We start from the raw sequence: 18,084 nt of genomic DNA on the forward strand, positions 1-18,084 counted from the left end.
CAATTGGTAATTGCTAATCTTACTGCGTTGATTGCTGAACGTCGGCGCGAGCCTGCTGCATGTCTCTTGCTAGCTGGAAGTTTCCATCACCAAGTGCTTTCTGGATACTAGCAAGGTATTCGACATCTTTATCTTTGCCAGGGTAAGCGGGGATATTGGGCTTGTTGTTTGGGTCGCGAAAATCTCGCATCCCGTTTTTGCTCTCTGGCTCTTGTGGCTCAACTGTCCTGAATCCAACTAAAGAGTATTTAGGTATTAAGGCAGAGAAGCCGATGTCTTTATTGTTGTCCTTGTCAAAAAGCGGATCTCCATTAGAGTCAACAGGTATTGGATACCCGTCATTTCCTTTTACCAACTTACCGTTTTCGTCTTTTTGGTAGCGCACCTCTTGTACGAGGTCATTGATCAAGGCGTTGATTTGTCGATTTCTCTTGTAAGGATCGTCAGAGAAGTCCAATGGTTTCTCTAGGCCATAGATCGCAGCATATGTCGAAGCAATTATATCATTTCGATTGTTAGCAAACTCCTTGTCGGAAGCGAGCTGTGCGTTCGTTGATTCAAGGGCTTCCACCTTGGCTTTCATTGCTTGAAAGCTTGGATGATTCGCCAATTGCCTGTCGGTAATTTGATCGTTGGATTCCTGCTTTTTTTCAGGTTTTTTAGAGTCGATGTAACTCTTAATGGCTTGCAGATTTTCCTCCAATTTCGCATCCTTGTCAAATGATACATCAGGAAAAAGCTTTGCTACTTCCTTGTCGTACCGTTTAGCTAAGGTTGCTGCGGCCTCATTGTACTTGTTCTTCTCGAATTCCTTCATGTAAGGCCTAAGAGCGTTACCAAGTTGCTGAGACGTGGAGTAATTGTCTGGGTTTTGTTCTACTTCTTCAAAGAGAGGTTTTAGTTCTCCTTTTTTAAAAGCAACTGCCTCAAGAGTTTTGAGGACTTCCTTTGCGAAGGTTGCTTGAGATGCACCTTCTGGATTTTCATCTGCCATAATGTTACTAATTATTTGATGGTTTTGCAAATTAAATGCGTGATAATGGCTTATTTAGCCGTCTTTTTGGCTCTGGACGGCTTTTTTGCCGCCTCCTCAGTATTATTTTCAGGCCCTGCTATCTTGATCTCGTTAGGCACGACGGGCACTTCATTGACCACAAAAGTGTATTGGTTTGGAGAGGCCTCTTCTAAGCGCTGCTTCTCCTCCTCCGTCACCGATGGAAACACTTGCTTAGGGTTCCGATTGTTTGTTGCTGTGTAAGTGGTTACCATGATTTATTTTTTGGCCATGTAAGCAATTACAAGCTCGATGGGCTTGTCGATCTGATCGGCAATATCTTCGGCGCTATCACCTTTCTTCTTGCCGTTGGTGATGGCCCTTTTGTCTTGCGCGGTCAATCCTTGGTCATCAGCAGGAGGGTCTTGCTCGTCTGGCTGGTCACTTTGAGCGAGTTGACCTTCTGGGGTGTCCTCGGTTTGATCGGGTGCACCACTATTTCCAGCACTGGCTATCTTGATCTCGTCAGGAACGACAAGGTGACCAAGCGTTTTAAGAACCCATCGCATTTCGGCCTCAATGTGCTCTCTGCCCATGTATTGGCTTACATGGTCGCTCTTTTGGTAATTAGAGACGAACACCTCGATTTGCTGGGGCTTTGTTGCTCGGCTCAGCTGCAATGCCTTGTCTTGGATCATAGCAACTGCGTGCCGGCACACAGAGTACTTGATTTCTGAAAAACCTTCAATAGTTGTTGGCTTCAAGTACACCGTTCCCGTTTTGGTTTGCGGAATGCGTTTCTTAAGCACATCTGGATTCTTCACCTCTTTAGGAAAGTGCATGTTATCAAGAAGCTGATGCTGCTCTTTGGTCAAGTCTTTGGGCCTTTCCCAATTGGGGCCTATGTTCGTCGGACCAACCATTGGTTTGCCTACAATCTGCTGAGCGTGTTGTAAGTTCATGTTTTAAGTGATTTACGTGAATATTAAGAAACGGTAGTACTACCGTTCGGGTATACTGTTTTAAGGCGTCCGTCTTTGGTTAGAAGCCTGTCGGGTTTGTTTACAAGTTTTTTGAGTAATTCCACCGTTTGTTTTGCTTCTACGGCTTCTCTTATCGCGACAGAATCCAAAGCATTGGCGATTGCATTAGTAGACTGTCTAAAGTCGGAAGCATGCCCTCCGATGGAAGAATAGTTATTAATGTCGTAGTTCATAAAGTCGGAAGCGTGTTGCCCCATTCCATTTATGCCGTACTTGAGCATGTCTTCCACTTCATCCACGCTTTTGCCTTGAAGCCCAAACTTTCTATAGGTTTGATGTGGAAGCACAAACTCCGATCGGTGGTAAGTGTAAGGCTTTGGCCCTAGCATTAGGGATTCTTGGGTGGGATTGCCTGCGCCTGTGTCTCCACCTTTGTAGAAGCCAGCCGCTTGGGCGGCCACGGCTTTAGAAGCTATAAAGGTTCCAATCAGAGCAGCGCTTATAGCGGTAGCGATAGGCACCCCAGAACCAAACGGCAGCGTGGAAAGCGAAGCGTAAATACCAGAAATAGCCGTCACCAAGTTGGAGGCTTGGACAGCTGCATCCAAAACAAAGGCAACCTTAGCGGCTTCGTCGCGCTCTTTTTGCGCTTTATCACGGGCTGCTTTTTCTTCGGCTATCTCCTGCTCAACCAAGCCGACGCGATTGGCCTTTCCTTGGGCTTCCAATGCTTTTTCTTGCTGTAATTGCGTCTCTAACTCTTGTATTTGTGCATCTCGATTGCTGATTTCTTGGTCAAGCAACTGAGCGCGCTCTTTGAATACATTGGAGAATGCCGATATAGCGCTCTGAGCACCTGAAACAACGGCTTGTGTTGTATTGTCTATGAATCCAAGGTTAGCTTCTTCGCCTTGCTTGATTTCTTTCCCGATGCCCTTGATCCTGGCTTCTAGCAAAGCAATTTCAGCGTCCAATTGATCTTTTTGGACTTTGGTCATTTCAGCACTGAACTGCTTTATCAAATTCAGACGCTCTAACTGAGATCGCAGCTCAAGAGCTAGAAGCTCCTCAGCTTGCTTCTGCTTGAAGTCCTTGATTGCTTGACCAGACTGCTCCTGTGAGGCAAACTCTTGGCGCTCTAGCTCTTGTTTGGCTAGGAGCTTGCTTCTTTCTGTAGCAACTTCGGCAGCGTTCTGAGCCACTAGGTCAGATAGCTCTTTGTCTTGCGCGGCTTTCTTCTGGATGGCCCGTTGTGCTTGCGAATTGGTCTCGACTGCAAGGATGTCCCTTGCTAGCTTCTCCTCTATCTGCTTGACCAATACGGCCTTGGCAGACTCGCTTTTAATCACCTCGTTGACTTGCTTCTTCTGCCGTGCTGCATTGGCTCTTAATTGGGCAATCTGGCGTGTTTCTTCATCTTCTATTGCTGCAATCCTGATAGCCTGTTCCAAGTCTAAAGACTTCTGTATCTCAGCATCTCTTTGCTTTTCAATAGCCTGTCTTTGTCTGTTGAAGGCACTTAGCCTTTTGGTGGACTGCTCTTGCAGTTGGAAGATCTTAGCTTGCAGCTCAGCCTCTTTGTCCAAGTCAGCCCTACTGCTCTTGCTCTGGGCATTTTTTTGCTTGACTGCGGCTAAGCGTTGGCGCTGAACTGCAATCTCTCTTTCGGCCAATCTGGTCTCTGCCTTTTCTATCTCGTCGATAGCATCTAGGCGATCATCATAGCTTTGGTTGGTGTCCTCAACTAACTCTCTAGTAAGGGCTAAATCTCGATTAACCTTTGCTCTTTGGATGTTCAGGCTTCTTTGTGCTTTTGCTGCGGCTTGGAGTGACGCCTCGGCCTTTGCTGCTGCATCTGCGGCTTCTAGTGCCTGATCAGTGGCGTCTGATATACTCTTGGTTAGATCTTCCCAACTAGGGACAACGCCAGTAAGCGAATAGGCCTTCGCTACTCTAGTCCCTCCCTGCTCAATACGCTCAAGGGCTGATTCTATGCCTTCCGAGTCAAAAGACAAAGAGGATACGATTACTTGACCAAGCCCTTTGAAAATCTCACCAAGACCTTGGATTACGCCAACGACTCTGTTTTTGATGTCATCTATAAAACCCGAGATAGCTTCTCTTGGATTAGAGAAGGCATCAAAGATTGATTTGCCCAAGTCAATGGCAATATCGCCCAATACTTCAAGACCAGCAGAGAGTCCTGCCATGATTTGACCAAGCTTATCGGCGCCTTCTTCGGTTTGCCCGAATCTACGAACAAGGAAGCCCATTACTCCAACGATGGTAGTAAGTATCAGCGTAAAAGGATTTCTTGCTAAGGTATTGAGAACCCTGCCGAATCGACTGCCAGCCCCTCCTGCGACTTTCAAAGAGGCCGCTAAGTCTTTGGTAGCCTTCTTGCCCGCAGAGGCTGATTTATTATACTTTTTTTGTGCTTCGTTAGCAGAGTCTACAGCTGGCTTAGTGTTACCGAGTTCGGTGGACAGCTCCCGAACAGAGGCCGCCAAGTCCTCAATAGCCTTGCTTGCGCCGCTAGTGTCAGACATGCTATCAGCCAAGGCCTCTGTCGAGTCCCTAGCTTCCTCTGTCCCATCCCTAAGATCGCTGATGCCCTCTAAGGCATCTGCTAGATCAAAGGAGAACGTTGTCGTTATTTCATTATTAAAATCTACCACTTTACTTTGGTTTATTGGCCTTTCTGGCTTGCTCTGCGCGCTTTTCACAGCGCTCCTGTACGCTGTTAAGCGTAAACTGGAAATCTACAGCACTAATAGATCTCAAGTAATCTGCATTATAATTACCAAAAGCCACTATGGAGTCTATGCTTTTCAATGTATTGACCCTCATTTCGTCGCTTTGGTTGACCCACGTCCAATTCACACCCTTTTTCGTAACTTTCCACTTAAGATCTCGGTACATGTAAGAGATGTTACTTGTGGATTGCTCAGATTCTACACTTGGTAGTTTTGCATCAAAGTCTCCTTTGAGTTGCTGCAAAAAACTGTCACAAGCAAAAAAAAATCATTCGCTGGTATACATTCAATGGACCAATCGTTGATCCATTTGTTTGCCAAGTCAAATGTCCAAGGATGGGTGTGACTCACATCTTCGGGCATGATAAACAAGGTTGCTATGTATAGCGCTGACCCATAGACCGCTGTATTCATGTCTGGATTGAACATAGTATCCCTTAGTGACTTGAGTTTAACCAAGGCGTCGCTAAGAAGCTCGGCTCGCGCCTTTTCATTGTCCTGAATAACTCCTTGCGCTAAGGATTGGAATGCTTCATCAATTGCTTGCTTAGTCTGTGCCCCTGTCTCGCCTGCCGAAAAGCAATAATTGAGGTGCCTAAACTGAACTTGCTTGTCAATCGTGAATTGCGTGACAGGACGGACCACGTACTTAGTGCCATTGGCAACAAAAGACTCAGGCGTGCGCAACTTGCCGTCTGGACCTTTAGTGATAATACGTCTCACTCCCTCCCTTGGAGGATAGCTGTCTGTCGCTTCTTTGAATTTTTGTTCGAGCACACCGTCTTTACGGTTCTTTGTTAACCAACGCCATGCTCTTGTTTTCCTGATGTCCATACTGCTATCTATTTTTGCCCCAAGTTTTCAAGTAAAGAAATGTTGTCAATACAGGCGTGCATATCCAAGAGCATACGATCCACAGCACGTCCATCCAGACAAAGGTTTGAGCAAAGAACTGCAAGCCAATTGCCCAAGAGGTGGACATAACAACGAGGGACAACCACCCAGATAAACATACAGCACATTCAAACAGGCCTCTCCATTTGTCGTTTTCTGGGAAATAGTTTGGCAGCCAATCTAAAAGTCCGCCCGGTTCGATCATCTTGTGTCGATACAGCAATGCTGCACATGAGCTAGTCAATGAAATCAAAAATGTGGTCAATGCACTAAACATATACTAACAGGTTATGGGTGGCTGCAACACAAAATCATCCGCACAAGCAGGATTGTAAGTCAGCTCAAAATCAACAATGATAGAAAAGTAATCATATGGCGTCAGGTAGTAGTGGCTACTTTTAGGGTAGCTGTATTTGCCAAACAGTTGCTCGGCATTCCTTTGCCCGTCCCTCGACACGGACGTAGTGAAGCGGCCCAATTGAGTACCAGAAAAATTAATAGTAGCCCTTGTTGTAAGCAAAGACTCCATTTTCATAATAATCTCAATCGGAGTTGAGCACCCTGAGATACCCAGCATCTTTAAGTTCATCCAAGCGACCAGCCTTGCCGATCCTTTTGCTTTGTAATAGTGAATTGGGCTTCCCTTTGATAGTGGACCTTTAGATACAGAGCGCATAGGACTAACTTCCTCCCAATAGAAGATGCTACTGACGCTATCATCAGGTACTAAGTCATGTAACGGATCCATGCTCTTGCAATTAACCGAAGTCACACCGCAGGCTACTGGATATGTCTCGATTGAATTGGTTTTGCCTTGAGTAGCAGTCTGAACCAAGCCCCCATAGCGCCCCACCCAAGGCAATCCACTTACCCTTGGTGATATCTGATCAATCATGTACTTGAGCTTACTCATACTATAATCTCACTTAAAAGGTTATTCCATCGGGCATTTACAGCAGAAGCTAGCATAGCGCTCTCTGATTGAGACACAGCCAATAGATTGATGCCATCTCTTTCTTCGTGGAACTTGAGGAGTCTACTTGAATAAGGCGTTTGCCCTCCTATAGTCACCTCAATGCTAGAGTCGGTCACTGATTGAGACACAACGCCGACTTCTGCCCACATGCGACCAGAAAAACTATAATCTTTGGCTTGAGTCTGCAAGTTGTTGGCCTCCCTCAAGTCGGAATAAGAAAGGAAAGGATTTTTAGACGCTCTAATGCGGCGCTCAGCACCTTGGCTGGTGGATTTATTGTAGAGGTAGAATTTGGGTACCAGCGCTTTAGAGTATTGACCCGTAGAGGCCGACTGTGCGTCTTGCCTTTGGTTGAGTACCCTGTTTTTAATCAAGGCAACGGTATTGCTTGCTTCTACCAACGCAGAAGAAGCCAACTCTTGGGCGATGCCCTCGAATTGATCTAACAAAGCAATAAGTTCATCCATAGCCTCTAGAATAGGCTAATCTCTGCGCTGTAGTAGGTTGTTTGTGATCCTCCAACGCCATCGGATAGCGTTAGAGCAATTGTATATAAGCCGCATGGGGGATACGGTTGCGGTTGACCCGCTGATTGTAACTCAATGCCAGACATGCTAAAAACATTTACTGTCTGACCATTGTCAATTACTTGCGTAGGAATGGGCGTCACGCTAGGATTGACCGTGTAAGACCCTCCTGCCACCCGCTCATAAACCATGGATACAAACGTATCTTCTGGCACCCATATTTGGAAAGATGGAATCTCGGACTGAGGTGTAAGTCTGCCTTGGTAGGCTATGTCATTCCCATTGTAGGACATAATATAGCCCTTTTCCTTGTAAAAAGGAAGCCCTGCGCCCTTTTCATGGTCGTTGCCCTTATTGATGACTAGCAAGTTACTCATGGGGTGAATGTTGTTTCTATTTCCAATAATCCCTGAGAAGGGGTGAATGTCGTGGCGGTTACAATGCCCTGATCAGTGAAAAAACTTGGCAGGTCGGCCACTCTAATCAAAGCATAGTCATAGTAAGCCTCCACTTGCTTATACACTGTTGGAATCTTAACATAGGGCTGCCTACTTGCACTTCTTTCTTCAAAGTTGAATCTGAAATAAGTAAACATCCTTCTATATCCACCGTACTTTTCCATCAGGTTGGCTTGGGACAATGTTACATTCGGCCTAAAATCACCAGTGATAGCCCCTTGCTCGGCAAACTGATCCGATGCTTGCAACGACTGCAATTGCACCATGCACAACGAATCGTCTGGGTAGTCGCTTGGCGAAACAGGAAGGCGCCCAACTTCTCTTATGAAATTGTCCATTGATACGGAGATTTTGCTAGTAGCTGCTTCATCTAAGTACTCAATTGGAGTGCCCGTAAAGTCAATATCTCTATCTCCTGTCGCAAACTCCTCTCGCCTCGGTATTTCTGTTTGACCAAAGACCAATACAGGGTATTGATCTACATCCTCAGACAGGTTTATGGCCTGCGTCTGTGGCCTGTAGCTAACATGCTCTATGATTAGCTGTGAAGTCCTGTCATTAATCCACCATTCAGCATTGATAGCATTACAAAGCACCTCTAAGAAGTCTCTTAATACGAAATCCTGATCTCTAACATAGTCTTCGATGTCCACGGGAACGCCTTTCACATCAGCAGAGCTATACAGGACAAGATCTTTCAATTCATTGGGCAGTCCAGTGACGTAATTGATTTCAGAAGTCAAGAACTCCGAAGAAACGCTCATGTCGGGGTTGGCCTTTCTTGTTGCCCATTGCAAAACATCCATTAGCCTGCGCCCGTTGTTTATGGGAATAAGCTCGCCGAGCAATTTAGTGTTGTCTACCCAAAGCGTAAACGTAGAGCCATTTGATGGATGATCCCTCGTGTCGATAAGCTCCCAATCCTCGCCATTGGGCGAAGGCGGCGGCGTTATTGGCTGCCCAGCAGCAGCAAAGTTAAACTGAAAAGTCACAACAGATGAATCGACAGGATTTAAGATGTCGGGCGTTCTGGCCCATGTTGAGGCATTGTTCGCCACACTCCCAGCAGTAACTAGTTCCCAATCCCCAGAAGAAGGAGGCACAGGTTCGCCAGCTATGTCTAGCGTGGTTACGAGTTCACGCGCATAAATAGCGTAGATAGCAATAGGCGCACCACCAGTGTTTTTAACTAGGGCATTGCCCCAGCCAGGCAAAGGTGGCTGCGGTGAAGGTGTCGACGCAAACAAGGCTTCGTAGTTTTCGACCCTGAACTCAATCTTAGGAGCATTGTAATAGCCGTAGTCCACAATGTCGGGCACCTCCATCATGTTGACGGTTTGGTCGTAGTTAGCTAGAAACTTGCCAGATGCTCCCGAAGTAGTCATGGGTAGCTCAACGATCGCAAAGCTCTTGTTTAGTTCATTGGCCTTAGACTTAGTAGAAAACCCTCTGTAGATATCGAATGTTCCCAATACGCTTGTCTCGGTCATTACAAATTCCAAAGGGTGGTCCATATCATAGGCCTCAAACTTTTCAAAATCTGCCCTGTCTAGCTTCACAGAGGTACCAAGTTTTACATCAAAATAGGAACCACGCCCCTCCTGAGCACGGTTCCTGTTTATTGAAAGCTCTCCCGCATTCACGGGAAAGACCTGTATTCCGTTGATGTAAAACTTGTACGTCATTCTATTCGTTGATTTAGGCCAATCACTGGACCAAGCGAAACTCTACCGTCTTTAATCGGGGATGCAAGCCTCAGTCCGAACTCAAACCTATAGTTTTTCTTTTTGCCAATGTCGGCCCTTAGACCGAATCCAATTTGCACGTTATGCGCAAGCTCTTGCGGGACACCAGTGGCGTATGCGTATCCAACTGCAAAATAATACCTGTCGGCGCCCATGACCACATCTAAAGAACTGACCATACCCAACCGAAGAGCAACACTTGTTATGTTGTCTCCTGCAATTATGTCCACTGTTGGCGCCATTGACGACTCTATAAGCGAAGCCCTAAAATTAGTCGTGGCCGTCCATGTCCTTGGAGCATAGCCGAGGCCAACCGAAACACCAAAGCCTTCGCCTTGGACCTGTGTGAATGCGCAAATTGGTGAAACTAACACCAAAATAGTGATAAAAAATAACTTTTGCATAATCCTGTTGTTTTACTTGAAAAATTAACGCTTATCGAATGAGCTTTTAGGGACGTCTTTTCTAAGCTCTTTTGCTAATTCGTAGGACACCCACGCATACTGGTGCCCACAATTCCACCCACCTCTGTCTAATATGATGTTATGGCCTTTCTTCTTGCCACTCCACTCTAGATCTTGCCATGAAAGTATCTCGTCTCTTGAATAGACATTGCCAATTCTGGACTTACAGAAGCTTCGAGTTGTTGTTTTTTCCGATCCTGTATAAACGGCATAGTTCAGGTTCAACGCCTGAGAAAAGGAGTTATCCAGCAGGCTACCATGAGCACGAATAGCATCTTGCCCTTGCTGGTAGTGATACCTTTGATTGACTCCCAATCCACCGTCTTTGCCTCTTATGATGTCGCTTAATGCCTGCGTTGCCTCCGAGGTGGTCGAGTTCGACAGAACAGCATTAGACAGAGCGGACTCCACTTCCGATTGCACATTGCTCTTTGTAAAGATGCTCGCTACTAGCACCTCTAGTGACTTTGTGCCTTTCCTAGCTACTGAGGAGGATATTGCCTTGGATGGATTGAAAAGGTTGAAATATCTATTTGTAACATCTGCGTTTCTTTTTGCAGACCTTGCATAGAACTTTTGCAAATCTTTATTAAGCGTTCCGCTTATATAATCTTTGAGTTGCTTTATATTCCTAGATGCATCCAAATTCACGCCTGTAGACTTTATCCTACTATCTGAGCTATAAACAAAGGTAGGCAATATATTGTCTTTTACAAACGTATACAATTGCCTATCAAGCTTATCAGTTAAGCTAAAAAGCTGCTTTGTTTGGTCAGAGTAGGCTTTGCTCTTGGTGCGCATGAGCTTTTCAAGCTTGGAAATACTAGGCTTCATCCTCTTCTGTTTCGTCTTCTGGGTTCATAAACTGTTGCAAATCCGCACTTAAAGAAGTTTCAATTATATCTTTTTCTTTTTGAACATATTCGTCAACGACTTGCTGGATCAGCTCAGCTTGTCTTTCGATGGACTTAGATGCAAAAAGGGCATTTCTTTCAGAAACTATATTGGATATAGCTGGGAAATTCTCCCAAAGCACTCTATTTGGATGCGTAGCTGGTAAGTTCAAGACAAAAGTTGCAGCTGCTTGATCAGAGACATGCCTGTATGGTTTGTGTGCTTCTATCGCTTCCATGTTACGCACAGAAAGGGAGTGATTTCTTTGCTGGGTTTCTCTTAGGCGTTTTTCGATGGACTCCAATATTGTAGGGCTAGCACCCGCTTGCTTGGCGTTGCCCAATAGCTCTACTAGATCTCGCTCAGATGCAAAGGTCATGTCCTTGGAGTATTCCATTTGAGAGTCATACCCATCGCTAGGCAGACCCAAGTAATCTGCCATAGCACCTACTATTTGTGCATAGATGCGCTCAGGTAGCTCAGAGTAAGCAGCAATTACGCCGTTGCTTGTGCCTTGGTGATTGAGCACTTGAGTGGCCGTCACTGGTCCGTTTCCGTAATTGGATAGATCTACTCCAAAGATCACCTCACAAGACCTGTTGGTGTGGCTGTCAACAATCTTCCTAAAGTAGTCCATTGTCGTGATTGGTGCCTCGACAGTAGTAGCAATGTCCTTGGGATTGATAGGAAGACTGTAGTCTTTGTGAAAATCATCGGGCAAAGGGATCATCATAACATCGTGCTCACTTGTGATGGATGTGTAGCCCTTACCGTGGCAAATGGGACATTCTTCGCCCGTACCCATTATTGTGCCATCTACGCAAGGGCGCCCTTGATCGTCCTTGTGCGTGCACTTGTCTACCAGCTCAATAGCCTTTGGAAAGCCGTGGCGATCCTCGGTGACATCTAGCTTTGTGCCATCACCAACGAAGCGCTTGAGCATTAAGCGTATTTTTTCCCAGAACGGCACATAGTAGCTATACCCCTTTTTAGTCGTCTGGATGTAGCCAAATGAAAAGACAGGTATTTGCTCCAAGAATGGGGCGGAAGTTACAATGTAGCTAATGTTATTGATCGACTCCTCTCCTTGATAGGTGCCTTCATTTCTTACTTGATCATAAAACACGCTTAGAGCTTGCTTCTGCTTATCACTGCCTCCTTCTTGCTTTGCTGTGAAGTAGACAAACTCACCAGAAGTGAGATACATGTACTGAGTGATTAGCGCGCCAGCTACATCGAGTAGGTATTGGCACACAAAGTCGGTATAAATGCCTTTCCTTTTCTTGAAGTTGAGGACATCCTCGCAGTAGATGATTTCAGGCGTGAAGTCTCTTGTATCCTCATCGTACCGAATGAACACAAAATCGTTTGGACGCTCTTTTGCTTTTACTAAACAATTTGTTTCAACCCACTTAAGTAGGGTTTCGCCATTGTCGCCGAATTGACTAACGGAGCGCAACAATGCATGGTCTTCGTTTTCACCAATTGTCAGCTTCATTATGCGCTTTGGTTGCTGGTAAAGACGCTCCAAAAACGTTGCATTGCGCTCAATGATTTCAGGCGTTCGAGCGTAGGTTTTCTTTTGTCTATCTTTGAACTTCTCTTTTGACTCTCTGTTTTTGTGATAAACAATCAGGTCTTCATAGCCATCACCAATAGCCAAGGCAGTGTTTTCTTTTTGCAAACTCACAACCTGGTTGTAATCCTTATGCCGAACACCAGCGATGGTGTCTATGGCAAAAGCGTATTGCTGCCCAAGGTCAATAGGCACTATCGTGGCGGTCGCTTCGTTTGATTTAGTTGTTGGGTGTATGTTCTGGTTATTCATTAAGCAGTTGGTTTAATAACACTGTACGCATACTCTCCTAATGCATCAGGATGGCATACAAAATACGCGAAACAATCGGACATGTGCCCTAGTAATTCAACGCCGTTTTTGTCTTTTATCTTCTTGATCTTGCCCTCTGGGGTTGCTTCAACTTCCTGCAAATCCTTGATAAAGTTGGTGCATTTTCTTGAAACAATCATTCTAATCGGTACGGTATCCCCATTGAATAGCCTTGTACAAAATGCTTGTCTTCCGAGGGAGCCTTTTGCTATTGCCTTGTACCGTGGATTGGACTTTGGTATTCTACGGTTGGCAAAGCCCGCCATTATGCCCAATCCACGCTCGAAGTCCTCGAACAAGCTCTTGGTGTCCCTAATTCCTAACCCCCTCGTGCCCGTAGCATCTCCATAGAGGTAGAAACCTCCACTATCTGGATAGCGTGCTGCAAATAATTGCCCAAGTCCGTGGGCGGTGTTGTGCGGAGCCGTGGCTGCTATTTCGTCAAACACCTTAACTTCGATGTAGTCCGTATAGCCATTCCAGTAGCCTTTCTTGTGCTCCATTTGAAACAATAGCCCAGACATATAGGGCTGAATATTGAAGTCGATCGACAAGTGTATAGGCAAGGCTGGATTATAGGCAACACTAGACGCCATCTTAGCGTGCTTCGAGTAATCGAATGTTGGGAAGAAAAGGCCTGCTTGACTCCCATTGTACCACCGCCCCTTTGCATAAACCACATGCATTGATCCCAATGCAGACCCCATTGACTCAAGCGTCGCCCTGTATTCATCGGGCAAGAACTCGTTGTCTTCATGGGTGGTGTTGATGGAACGAACCACTGTCTTAAGCTTCTTGCCATTGACCTCGGCGTATCGTTCGTATTCCCAAACCTTTTCAGGTACCAAAATCTTCACATCGCTGATGTTGTCGTGCCGGTCCTGTTCGTCAAACATCTGCGGCTCGGCATACTTGGCTATCCAGTGGTTTTTATTCACTGGATTGAAGGTCACAATGATCTGATAATAACCATTGGTTTCCCCACGCATACGGGCATCCAACTGTAAAAACTCGCTCTCTGAAAGCTCGGTGCCCTCCTCGATCCATATGATAGTCACACCCTCAATAGACTTGATCTTCTCCTCGTTGTCCATGCCCCTAAATACCACCTTGGACTGCTGACTTTCCCTCTTGCCCTTAGAGGCTTTCCTTGTGATCGAGAACGGGCTTTTCTTGACATTGTAAGCCCTTGACAATCCATGCGAGTCTATTTCTCTCACTAGTCGGTCGTACATCGATTCCTCAATACTAGAATAGGTCTTCCTTACACATAGTAGCTTATGCTGGGTGTTATGCTCAGAAGACAGACGCATGGTAAACTTTTGAGAGGCCGCTACGCTCTTGCCGCTACCACCTCCACCAAACATGAATATCCATCGTGCCCTAGACGGCATTAGGTATTTGGCATAGATCGTATTGACCTTTGGCCTTATTACAGCCCTCTTGTAGGGCTCTTTTATTTTTCTAGCAGAAAGTCCCATTTATTCCTCCTCTTCTTCTTCGAAGTCAATGTATTCGCCTTGCTGCCCGAAGGGTATTGCAGTGCCGTCTGGCAACATCATCTGGAACTCAATGACAGAATCCTGAAGCGGGTCGACGTCTGGTTCGTTGTCTGGGTTTAGCCTCCAATTAATTCCTTCGTCATGGCGTCGGCGATTAGAAAGCCACTTGAGTGCATCGTTTCCATTGGGACCGTGCTCTTTTATTTCAATGCTCTGAATCTCTCCCATCTCGGCAATTTGATTAAGCGTCAACTTGTCAAGGTTGTTCGTTTTCAAATTAACAGAACTAGCATTTAGGTCATTGAGTTTTATAGTTACAGTCCTATATCCCGTGGCAGATCTAAAAAGAGCCCTAGACACCTTAGCATCAGCCAATCCTCTCCCTTCTCTTATGGACCGCAAAAACTCAGGGTAATCCTTGCACCAATTATTTAAGGTCCTTGCAGAAACTCCTAAGACGCCAGCTATCTCCTTTTCATTCAGACCCAACAAAGCCAGCTCAAAGCCAAGCCTGTTTATTTCGCCCTTATTGCTGTCGTTATATTTTCGGGGTGCCCCCATAAATCCCTTTTGTCACTAAATTGACTACAAAAGTAGCCTGTTTACCAATAAATATACGCACAGAATGCCTATTTTTATAATCGGTAGCAATTTTGTAACCAAATTATTAACACCATATGAGTTATACCGTAATAAAGCATGACAATTTCGTAGGCGTTCAATCACAGGACGCCGTGGCCGTAGCGACGGGAGCGGCATATATGACACCTCTACCCAAAACAGGGCACGCGATATGCGCCCCTGTCCGAGGGCGCTCCAATGCTGTAGAGTTTATTATCTACGGCACCCCTGTGCTAGAGCTAGATATCACCGATACGAGCCTACAGGACTCCCCTACAGGCTCTGCCGTCCCGTTCTCTGGGACTAGAGACCAGTTCATCATTGAGATGAATAATGCCTACCTTTCTTCTGGATCTTCTTCTACTGGCCCAACAACACCTAACATGGGATCACAAACAACCATCGTGCAGTTCAGTGACTTTCCTGCACCAGTAAACAATGTAGTCACTTTGTCCGCTGGGACATCATGGAGGCTTATCGGGCAAGTGCCGCAAGGAGGCACCCAATCAGAAATTCAGGTGCCTCAGGATGTCGTTTTTGTAATTGAGGAAAATGTCACCATCGAGGGAGCCAGCCTATTGACGACGGCCTTAAAGTCCGCTGGGAAGAGCCAAGGCGTAGCGAATGACCCACGACCATTTTTCAGCCTAAGAGGCAGCACAACATTCAAGGACTTTAGTATAGATGCTGGTGGATCAGAATCGCCCATCATAAAAACGGAGACAAGTCCAACCTCTAACACGCACCAACACCTTTGGGAAGCCGTGAATTTCCAGAATGGTGGACTGAATGCATCGGGACCAGCCTATTTAGCCTTTGAGTTTGGAGTTATTGGTAACCTAGTCGCTAAGACATGTGGCGTTTTCAATACTGGCTCCATACAGGTGTCTACCTTCCCACCCGCTACTATGTTCAATAGCTTTGTTTGGGAACGCTCTAATTTTGTGTTTTCTAGCTCTGGCAGCTCTCACCTATTCAACATAGGTGCAGGCGTTAGAATCGGGAGAAGAATCCGATTGACCAATTGTGTAGGCCGTATTGATTCGCCCACTGGTGGCCTCTTCAATTACAACATAACCGACTCCAACGGGACACCTGAATCGGTCATAGTAGAAGGTTGTGATTTTGTGATGACCAATGGAGAAGCATTTACTTCATTCGGTGGGGTGCAAGTAAATAGCCCTCAATTCGTATTCTCTGGTAACCAAATTCAAGGGCTACCCAATACGTCCGTGGGCGTGGAAGCAAAGGCCGCATTTGTTCAGGGACAGGAGCCAACTACTGTTTTGACTCAAAACGTGTTTTCCAAGATCAATGCAGATGTTTCCGGTACGCTGCCTCCTGCTAATGTTGATGTGCAAGTCAACGATTCGAGACTATGGGAAGTGCGCGTGGATTCAGGTATTTCCTACTTCATCTACCAAGGAGAACAAGAGAGGCGTCTTCAATTCAACGTTTACCATACGTTTTCTTCTGGAAACAACCGACAAACCAACATCAGGGCACAAAAAGGTAAGCTTGACCAGTCTGGTGCGCTCGACGTAGCCTCTGAGTCGGTCTTACCTCAGTCTTTAGGCACTAGGGCAACATCCAATGGATCTGGTCGCCCTGAGACTATTTACACTGGCTTTAAAGACACTTTTGCTAAAGGAGATTACTTGTGCTTTGAAGTTGCCAATTTCAGCAACAATGCCAACGTTCTCACTGACTCGCTCTACGTAACCACCTCCGAGGTGGCATAGGTTTCTCATTGTAGTTTTTGATTGGGCGGCGGGGCGTTTGCTCTGCCGCTTTTATTTAATCCATTATGAATAAGAAGATCACAATAGGCATAGACCCATCGGTCACAAGCACTAAGTTCGCCTATGCGCTGGTTGATTGGAAATTCAAGACGGCCACCATAGGCGTTTTTAGAGACTTTTTCGAGTTTCAGGACTTTGTACTAGAGGTCAAAGGCAAAGAGGGCGTGCGTGCAGCCGTAGACAACAGCAATGCGCAGAACATGAGCTTTGATATGAAGGGAAGCAAAGCCGTTGTTGCTCGCAAGGCACGCAATGTTGGCCGCAATCAAGAGCGATCTGAGCTTTGTATTGGGTGGCTTGATAAGCTAGGTATTCCCAATAGGGGCGTCAAGCCCTCTAGCAGCGGCACCAAAAAGTCAGAAGGCTACATATTGGGTAGACTCAGAGCCGAGGACATTACACTTGTAGAAGGTCGCCTTGCTCGATACACAAAGGGGAAGGATCAAGGAAGTCTTAGAGAAGATGTACGGGATGCTTTAGAATTGGCTTTGGATTGGGCGTAACGCCATCTGTCACTTCTCTCTAATTAGTGTCTTTTCATATTTAGGGAAGAATTGCGCCTCCTTGTATGTAGATTTATCGCCCAATTTGTTCACACGCACGGTGCCACAAAAATCAGGAAGGCAACTCAGGATTACCTCTTCTTCACCGCTGCTTATTTTCACCACCTTACAGTAAGAGGCATAGCACTCATAAAGAAAGTCCAGAAAGGCCATGCCTTGGGCGTGGCTATCTAGTTCAAGCATACATGTTGCACTTTGATCGCCTTTGTGATAAATTCTCATGTCTTTATGGAAGTGTATACTCCACTTTCCATCGGTTCTATTGTGAGTGTCAGCATTCAAAATGTTGTCCATCTCATAAATCTTTACGGACACTTCTTTTTGTCGTTCGTCAACTATTAGCATAACTCATCTTGTTTTTAAATCATCAAAACACCCTTCATAGTTGTACCAGTCAGTTTCCATTTTGGCGACCATGAGGTCATGTATACTTTTGGGTGACTTTGGGTCCCTACGTATCACACGATCGGCTATTGCAACTTGCCATTCAATAAAATGCTTAACGATATCAATCCAGACACTGAAAATTAGATGCACCTCTAGCGCAATGATACGAAGTGACCAAAAGTAAGCACTTCCTATTGTTCTACTCTTACCGAGCTCTGTCAGTGCATTCACTAGGTCGAAACTAATGTCTTGTTCCCAATCATAAGGGTCAAGCAATGTCTTTTCTTCTACACAATGCGCCATTGGTCCTTGTCTTCGTTTAGAAATTCCTTGATTTTGTCCGTGACCAACTCCTTTGTTTCGCCAGTGAACTCGTGATTTCCCGTTTGCCTCCCTCCTCTCATATTCTCAGAGGTGTAAACAAAGTCAAACCATATCTTTACATAATATTTATCGTCAGGATCATCTGGATGCTCCACTAAGGAGGCTTTTATCCTAGGATCAATTGAGCAAATGTGTTCTTCATCAAACATAATCCCTATCTTTAATCATCAACACCGCCCTCGCCTCTCTTAGAAGCGCACTTTTGGGCGGTTTTCTTGTTTGAATATCTTGCATAAACTTCCTCTA

At 45.6% G+C, this 18,084-nt stretch carries 19 protein-coding genes; 2 read left to right on the forward strand and 17 right to left on the reverse strand.

The genetic code is table 11. The annotated features are described in order from the left end of the window. Nucleotides 1-19 precede the first annotated feature (19 nt). The 15 genes from HRT75_RS07355 to HRT75_RS07425 form a co-directional block, all read right to left on the reverse strand. Nucleotides 20-994, reverse strand: a complete 975-nt coding sequence (locus tag HRT75_RS07355) for a hypothetical protein (RefSeq protein WP_291184578.1) — start codon at nt 992-994, stop codon at nt 20-22. Nucleotides 995-1,044: 50 nt separating this feature from the next. Further along, nucleotides 1,045-1,269 carry a hypothetical protein gene (locus tag HRT75_RS07360; RefSeq protein ID WP_291184581.1) on the reverse strand — a complete coding sequence of 75 codons (225 nt, stop codon included), beginning with the start codon at nt 1,267-1,269 and terminating at the stop codon, nt 1,045-1,047. Nucleotides 1,270-1,272: 3 nt separating this feature from the next. Continuing rightward, complete coding sequence (locus tag HRT75_RS07365) at nt 1,273-1,956, reverse strand: hypothetical protein (protein ID WP_291184583.1); 684 nt, start codon at nt 1,954-1,956, stop codon at nt 1,273-1,275. Between the two features lie 23 nt (nt 1,957-1,979). Then, nucleotides 1,980-4,655 carry a hypothetical protein gene (locus HRT75_RS07370; RefSeq protein ID WP_291184586.1) on the reverse strand — a complete coding sequence of 892 codons (2,676 nt, stop codon included), beginning with the start codon at nt 4,653-4,655 and terminating at the stop codon, nt 1,980-1,982. 1 nt (nt 4,656) lies between these two features. Continuing rightward, a complete protein-coding gene (locus tag HRT75_RS07375) occupies nt 4,657-4,827 on the reverse strand; it encodes a hypothetical protein (RefSeq protein ID WP_291184589.1) in 171 nt (56 codons plus the stop codon). A 104-nt stretch (nt 4,828-4,931) separates the two neighbouring features. Then, nucleotides 4,932-5,567, reverse strand: coding sequence for a hypothetical protein (locus tag HRT75_RS07380; RefSeq protein WP_291184592.1), 636 nt, complete (start codon nt 5,565-5,567; stop codon nt 4,932-4,934). Between the two features lie 340 nt (nt 5,568-5,907). After that, nucleotides 5,908-6,540: a hypothetical protein gene (locus tag HRT75_RS07385; RefSeq protein WP_291184594.1), complete on the reverse strand. Its 633-nt coding sequence runs from the start codon at nt 6,538-6,540 to the stop codon at nt 5,908-5,910. Further along, on the reverse strand, nt 6,537-7,070 hold the full coding sequence (locus HRT75_RS07390) for a hypothetical protein (protein ID WP_291184597.1): 534 nt from the start codon (nt 7,068-7,070) through the stop codon (nt 6,537-6,539). The genes HRT75_RS07385 and HRT75_RS07390 overlap by 4 nt, the downstream gene beginning before the upstream one ends. 5 nt (nt 7,071-7,075) lie before the next feature. Then, nucleotides 7,076-7,423 (reverse strand): hypothetical protein, encoded by a 348-nt coding sequence (locus HRT75_RS07395; protein ID WP_291184600.1) that lies wholly within the window; start codon nt 7,421-7,423, stop codon nt 7,076-7,078. A gap of 80 nt (nt 7,424-7,503) precedes the next feature. Next, on the reverse strand, nt 7,504-9,273 hold the full coding sequence (locus HRT75_RS07400) for a hypothetical protein (protein ID WP_291184603.1): 1,770 nt from the start codon (nt 9,271-9,273) through the stop codon (nt 7,504-7,506). After that, nucleotides 9,270-9,737, reverse strand: coding sequence for a hypothetical protein (locus HRT75_RS07405; protein WP_291184606.1), 468 nt, complete (start codon nt 9,735-9,737; stop codon nt 9,270-9,272). Before HRT75_RS07405 ends, HRT75_RS07400 begins: the two co-directional genes overlap by 4 nt. Nucleotides 9,738-9,761: 24 nt before the next feature. Then, on the reverse strand, nt 9,762-10,631 hold the full coding sequence (locus tag HRT75_RS07410; RefSeq protein ID WP_291184608.1) for a hypothetical protein: 870 nt from the start codon (nt 10,629-10,631) through the stop codon (nt 9,762-9,764). After that, nucleotides 10,621-12,519: a hypothetical protein gene (locus HRT75_RS07415; RefSeq protein ID WP_291184611.1), complete on the reverse strand. Its 1,899-nt coding sequence runs from the start codon at nt 12,517-12,519 to the stop codon at nt 10,621-10,623. Before HRT75_RS07415 ends, HRT75_RS07410 begins: the two co-directional genes overlap by 11 nt. Beyond that, nucleotides 12,519-14,060 (reverse strand): PBSX family phage terminase large subunit, encoded by a 1,542-nt coding sequence (locus HRT75_RS07420; protein WP_291184614.1) that lies wholly within the window; start codon nt 14,058-14,060, stop codon nt 12,519-12,521. Before HRT75_RS07420 ends, HRT75_RS07415 begins: the two co-directional genes overlap by 1 nt. Then, entirely contained in the window at nt 14,061-14,642 is a 582-nt protein-coding gene (locus tag HRT75_RS07425; RefSeq protein WP_291184617.1) for a hypothetical protein, read from the reverse strand. Nucleotides 14,643-14,758: 116 nt separating this feature from the next. On the opposite strand from HRT75_RS07425, the gene HRT75_RS07430 reads away from it, so the two are divergent. Further along, nucleotides 14,759-16,444 (forward strand): hypothetical protein, encoded by a 1,686-nt coding sequence (locus HRT75_RS07430; protein WP_291184619.1) that lies wholly within the window; start codon nt 14,759-14,761, stop codon nt 16,442-16,444. A gap of 65 nt (nt 16,445-16,509) precedes the next feature. Then, the gene (locus HRT75_RS07435; protein WP_291184622.1) at nt 16,510-17,007 is read left to right on the forward strand and encodes a hypothetical protein; all 498 of its coding nucleotides are present in this window, start codon (nt 16,510-16,512) and stop codon (nt 17,005-17,007) included. A gap of 9 nt (nt 17,008-17,016) precedes the next feature. Here the strand turns inward: HRT75_RS07435 and HRT75_RS07440 are convergent, their stop codons facing one another. Next, nucleotides 17,017-17,412: a hypothetical protein gene (locus tag HRT75_RS07440; RefSeq protein WP_291184624.1), complete on the reverse strand. Its 396-nt coding sequence runs from the start codon at nt 17,410-17,412 to the stop codon at nt 17,017-17,019. Between the two features lie 329 nt (nt 17,413-17,741). After that, nucleotides 17,742-17,933, reverse strand: coding sequence for a hypothetical protein (locus HRT75_RS07445; protein WP_291184626.1), 192 nt, complete (start codon nt 17,931-17,933; stop codon nt 17,742-17,744). Between the last annotated feature and the right edge of the window lie 151 nt (nt 17,934-18,084).

The organism is Gilvibacter sp., from assembly GCF_013214815.1.
In the GTDB taxonomy this organism is placed as follows: Bacteria; Bacteroidota; Bacteroidia; order Flavobacteriales; family Flavobacteriaceae; genus Gilvibacter.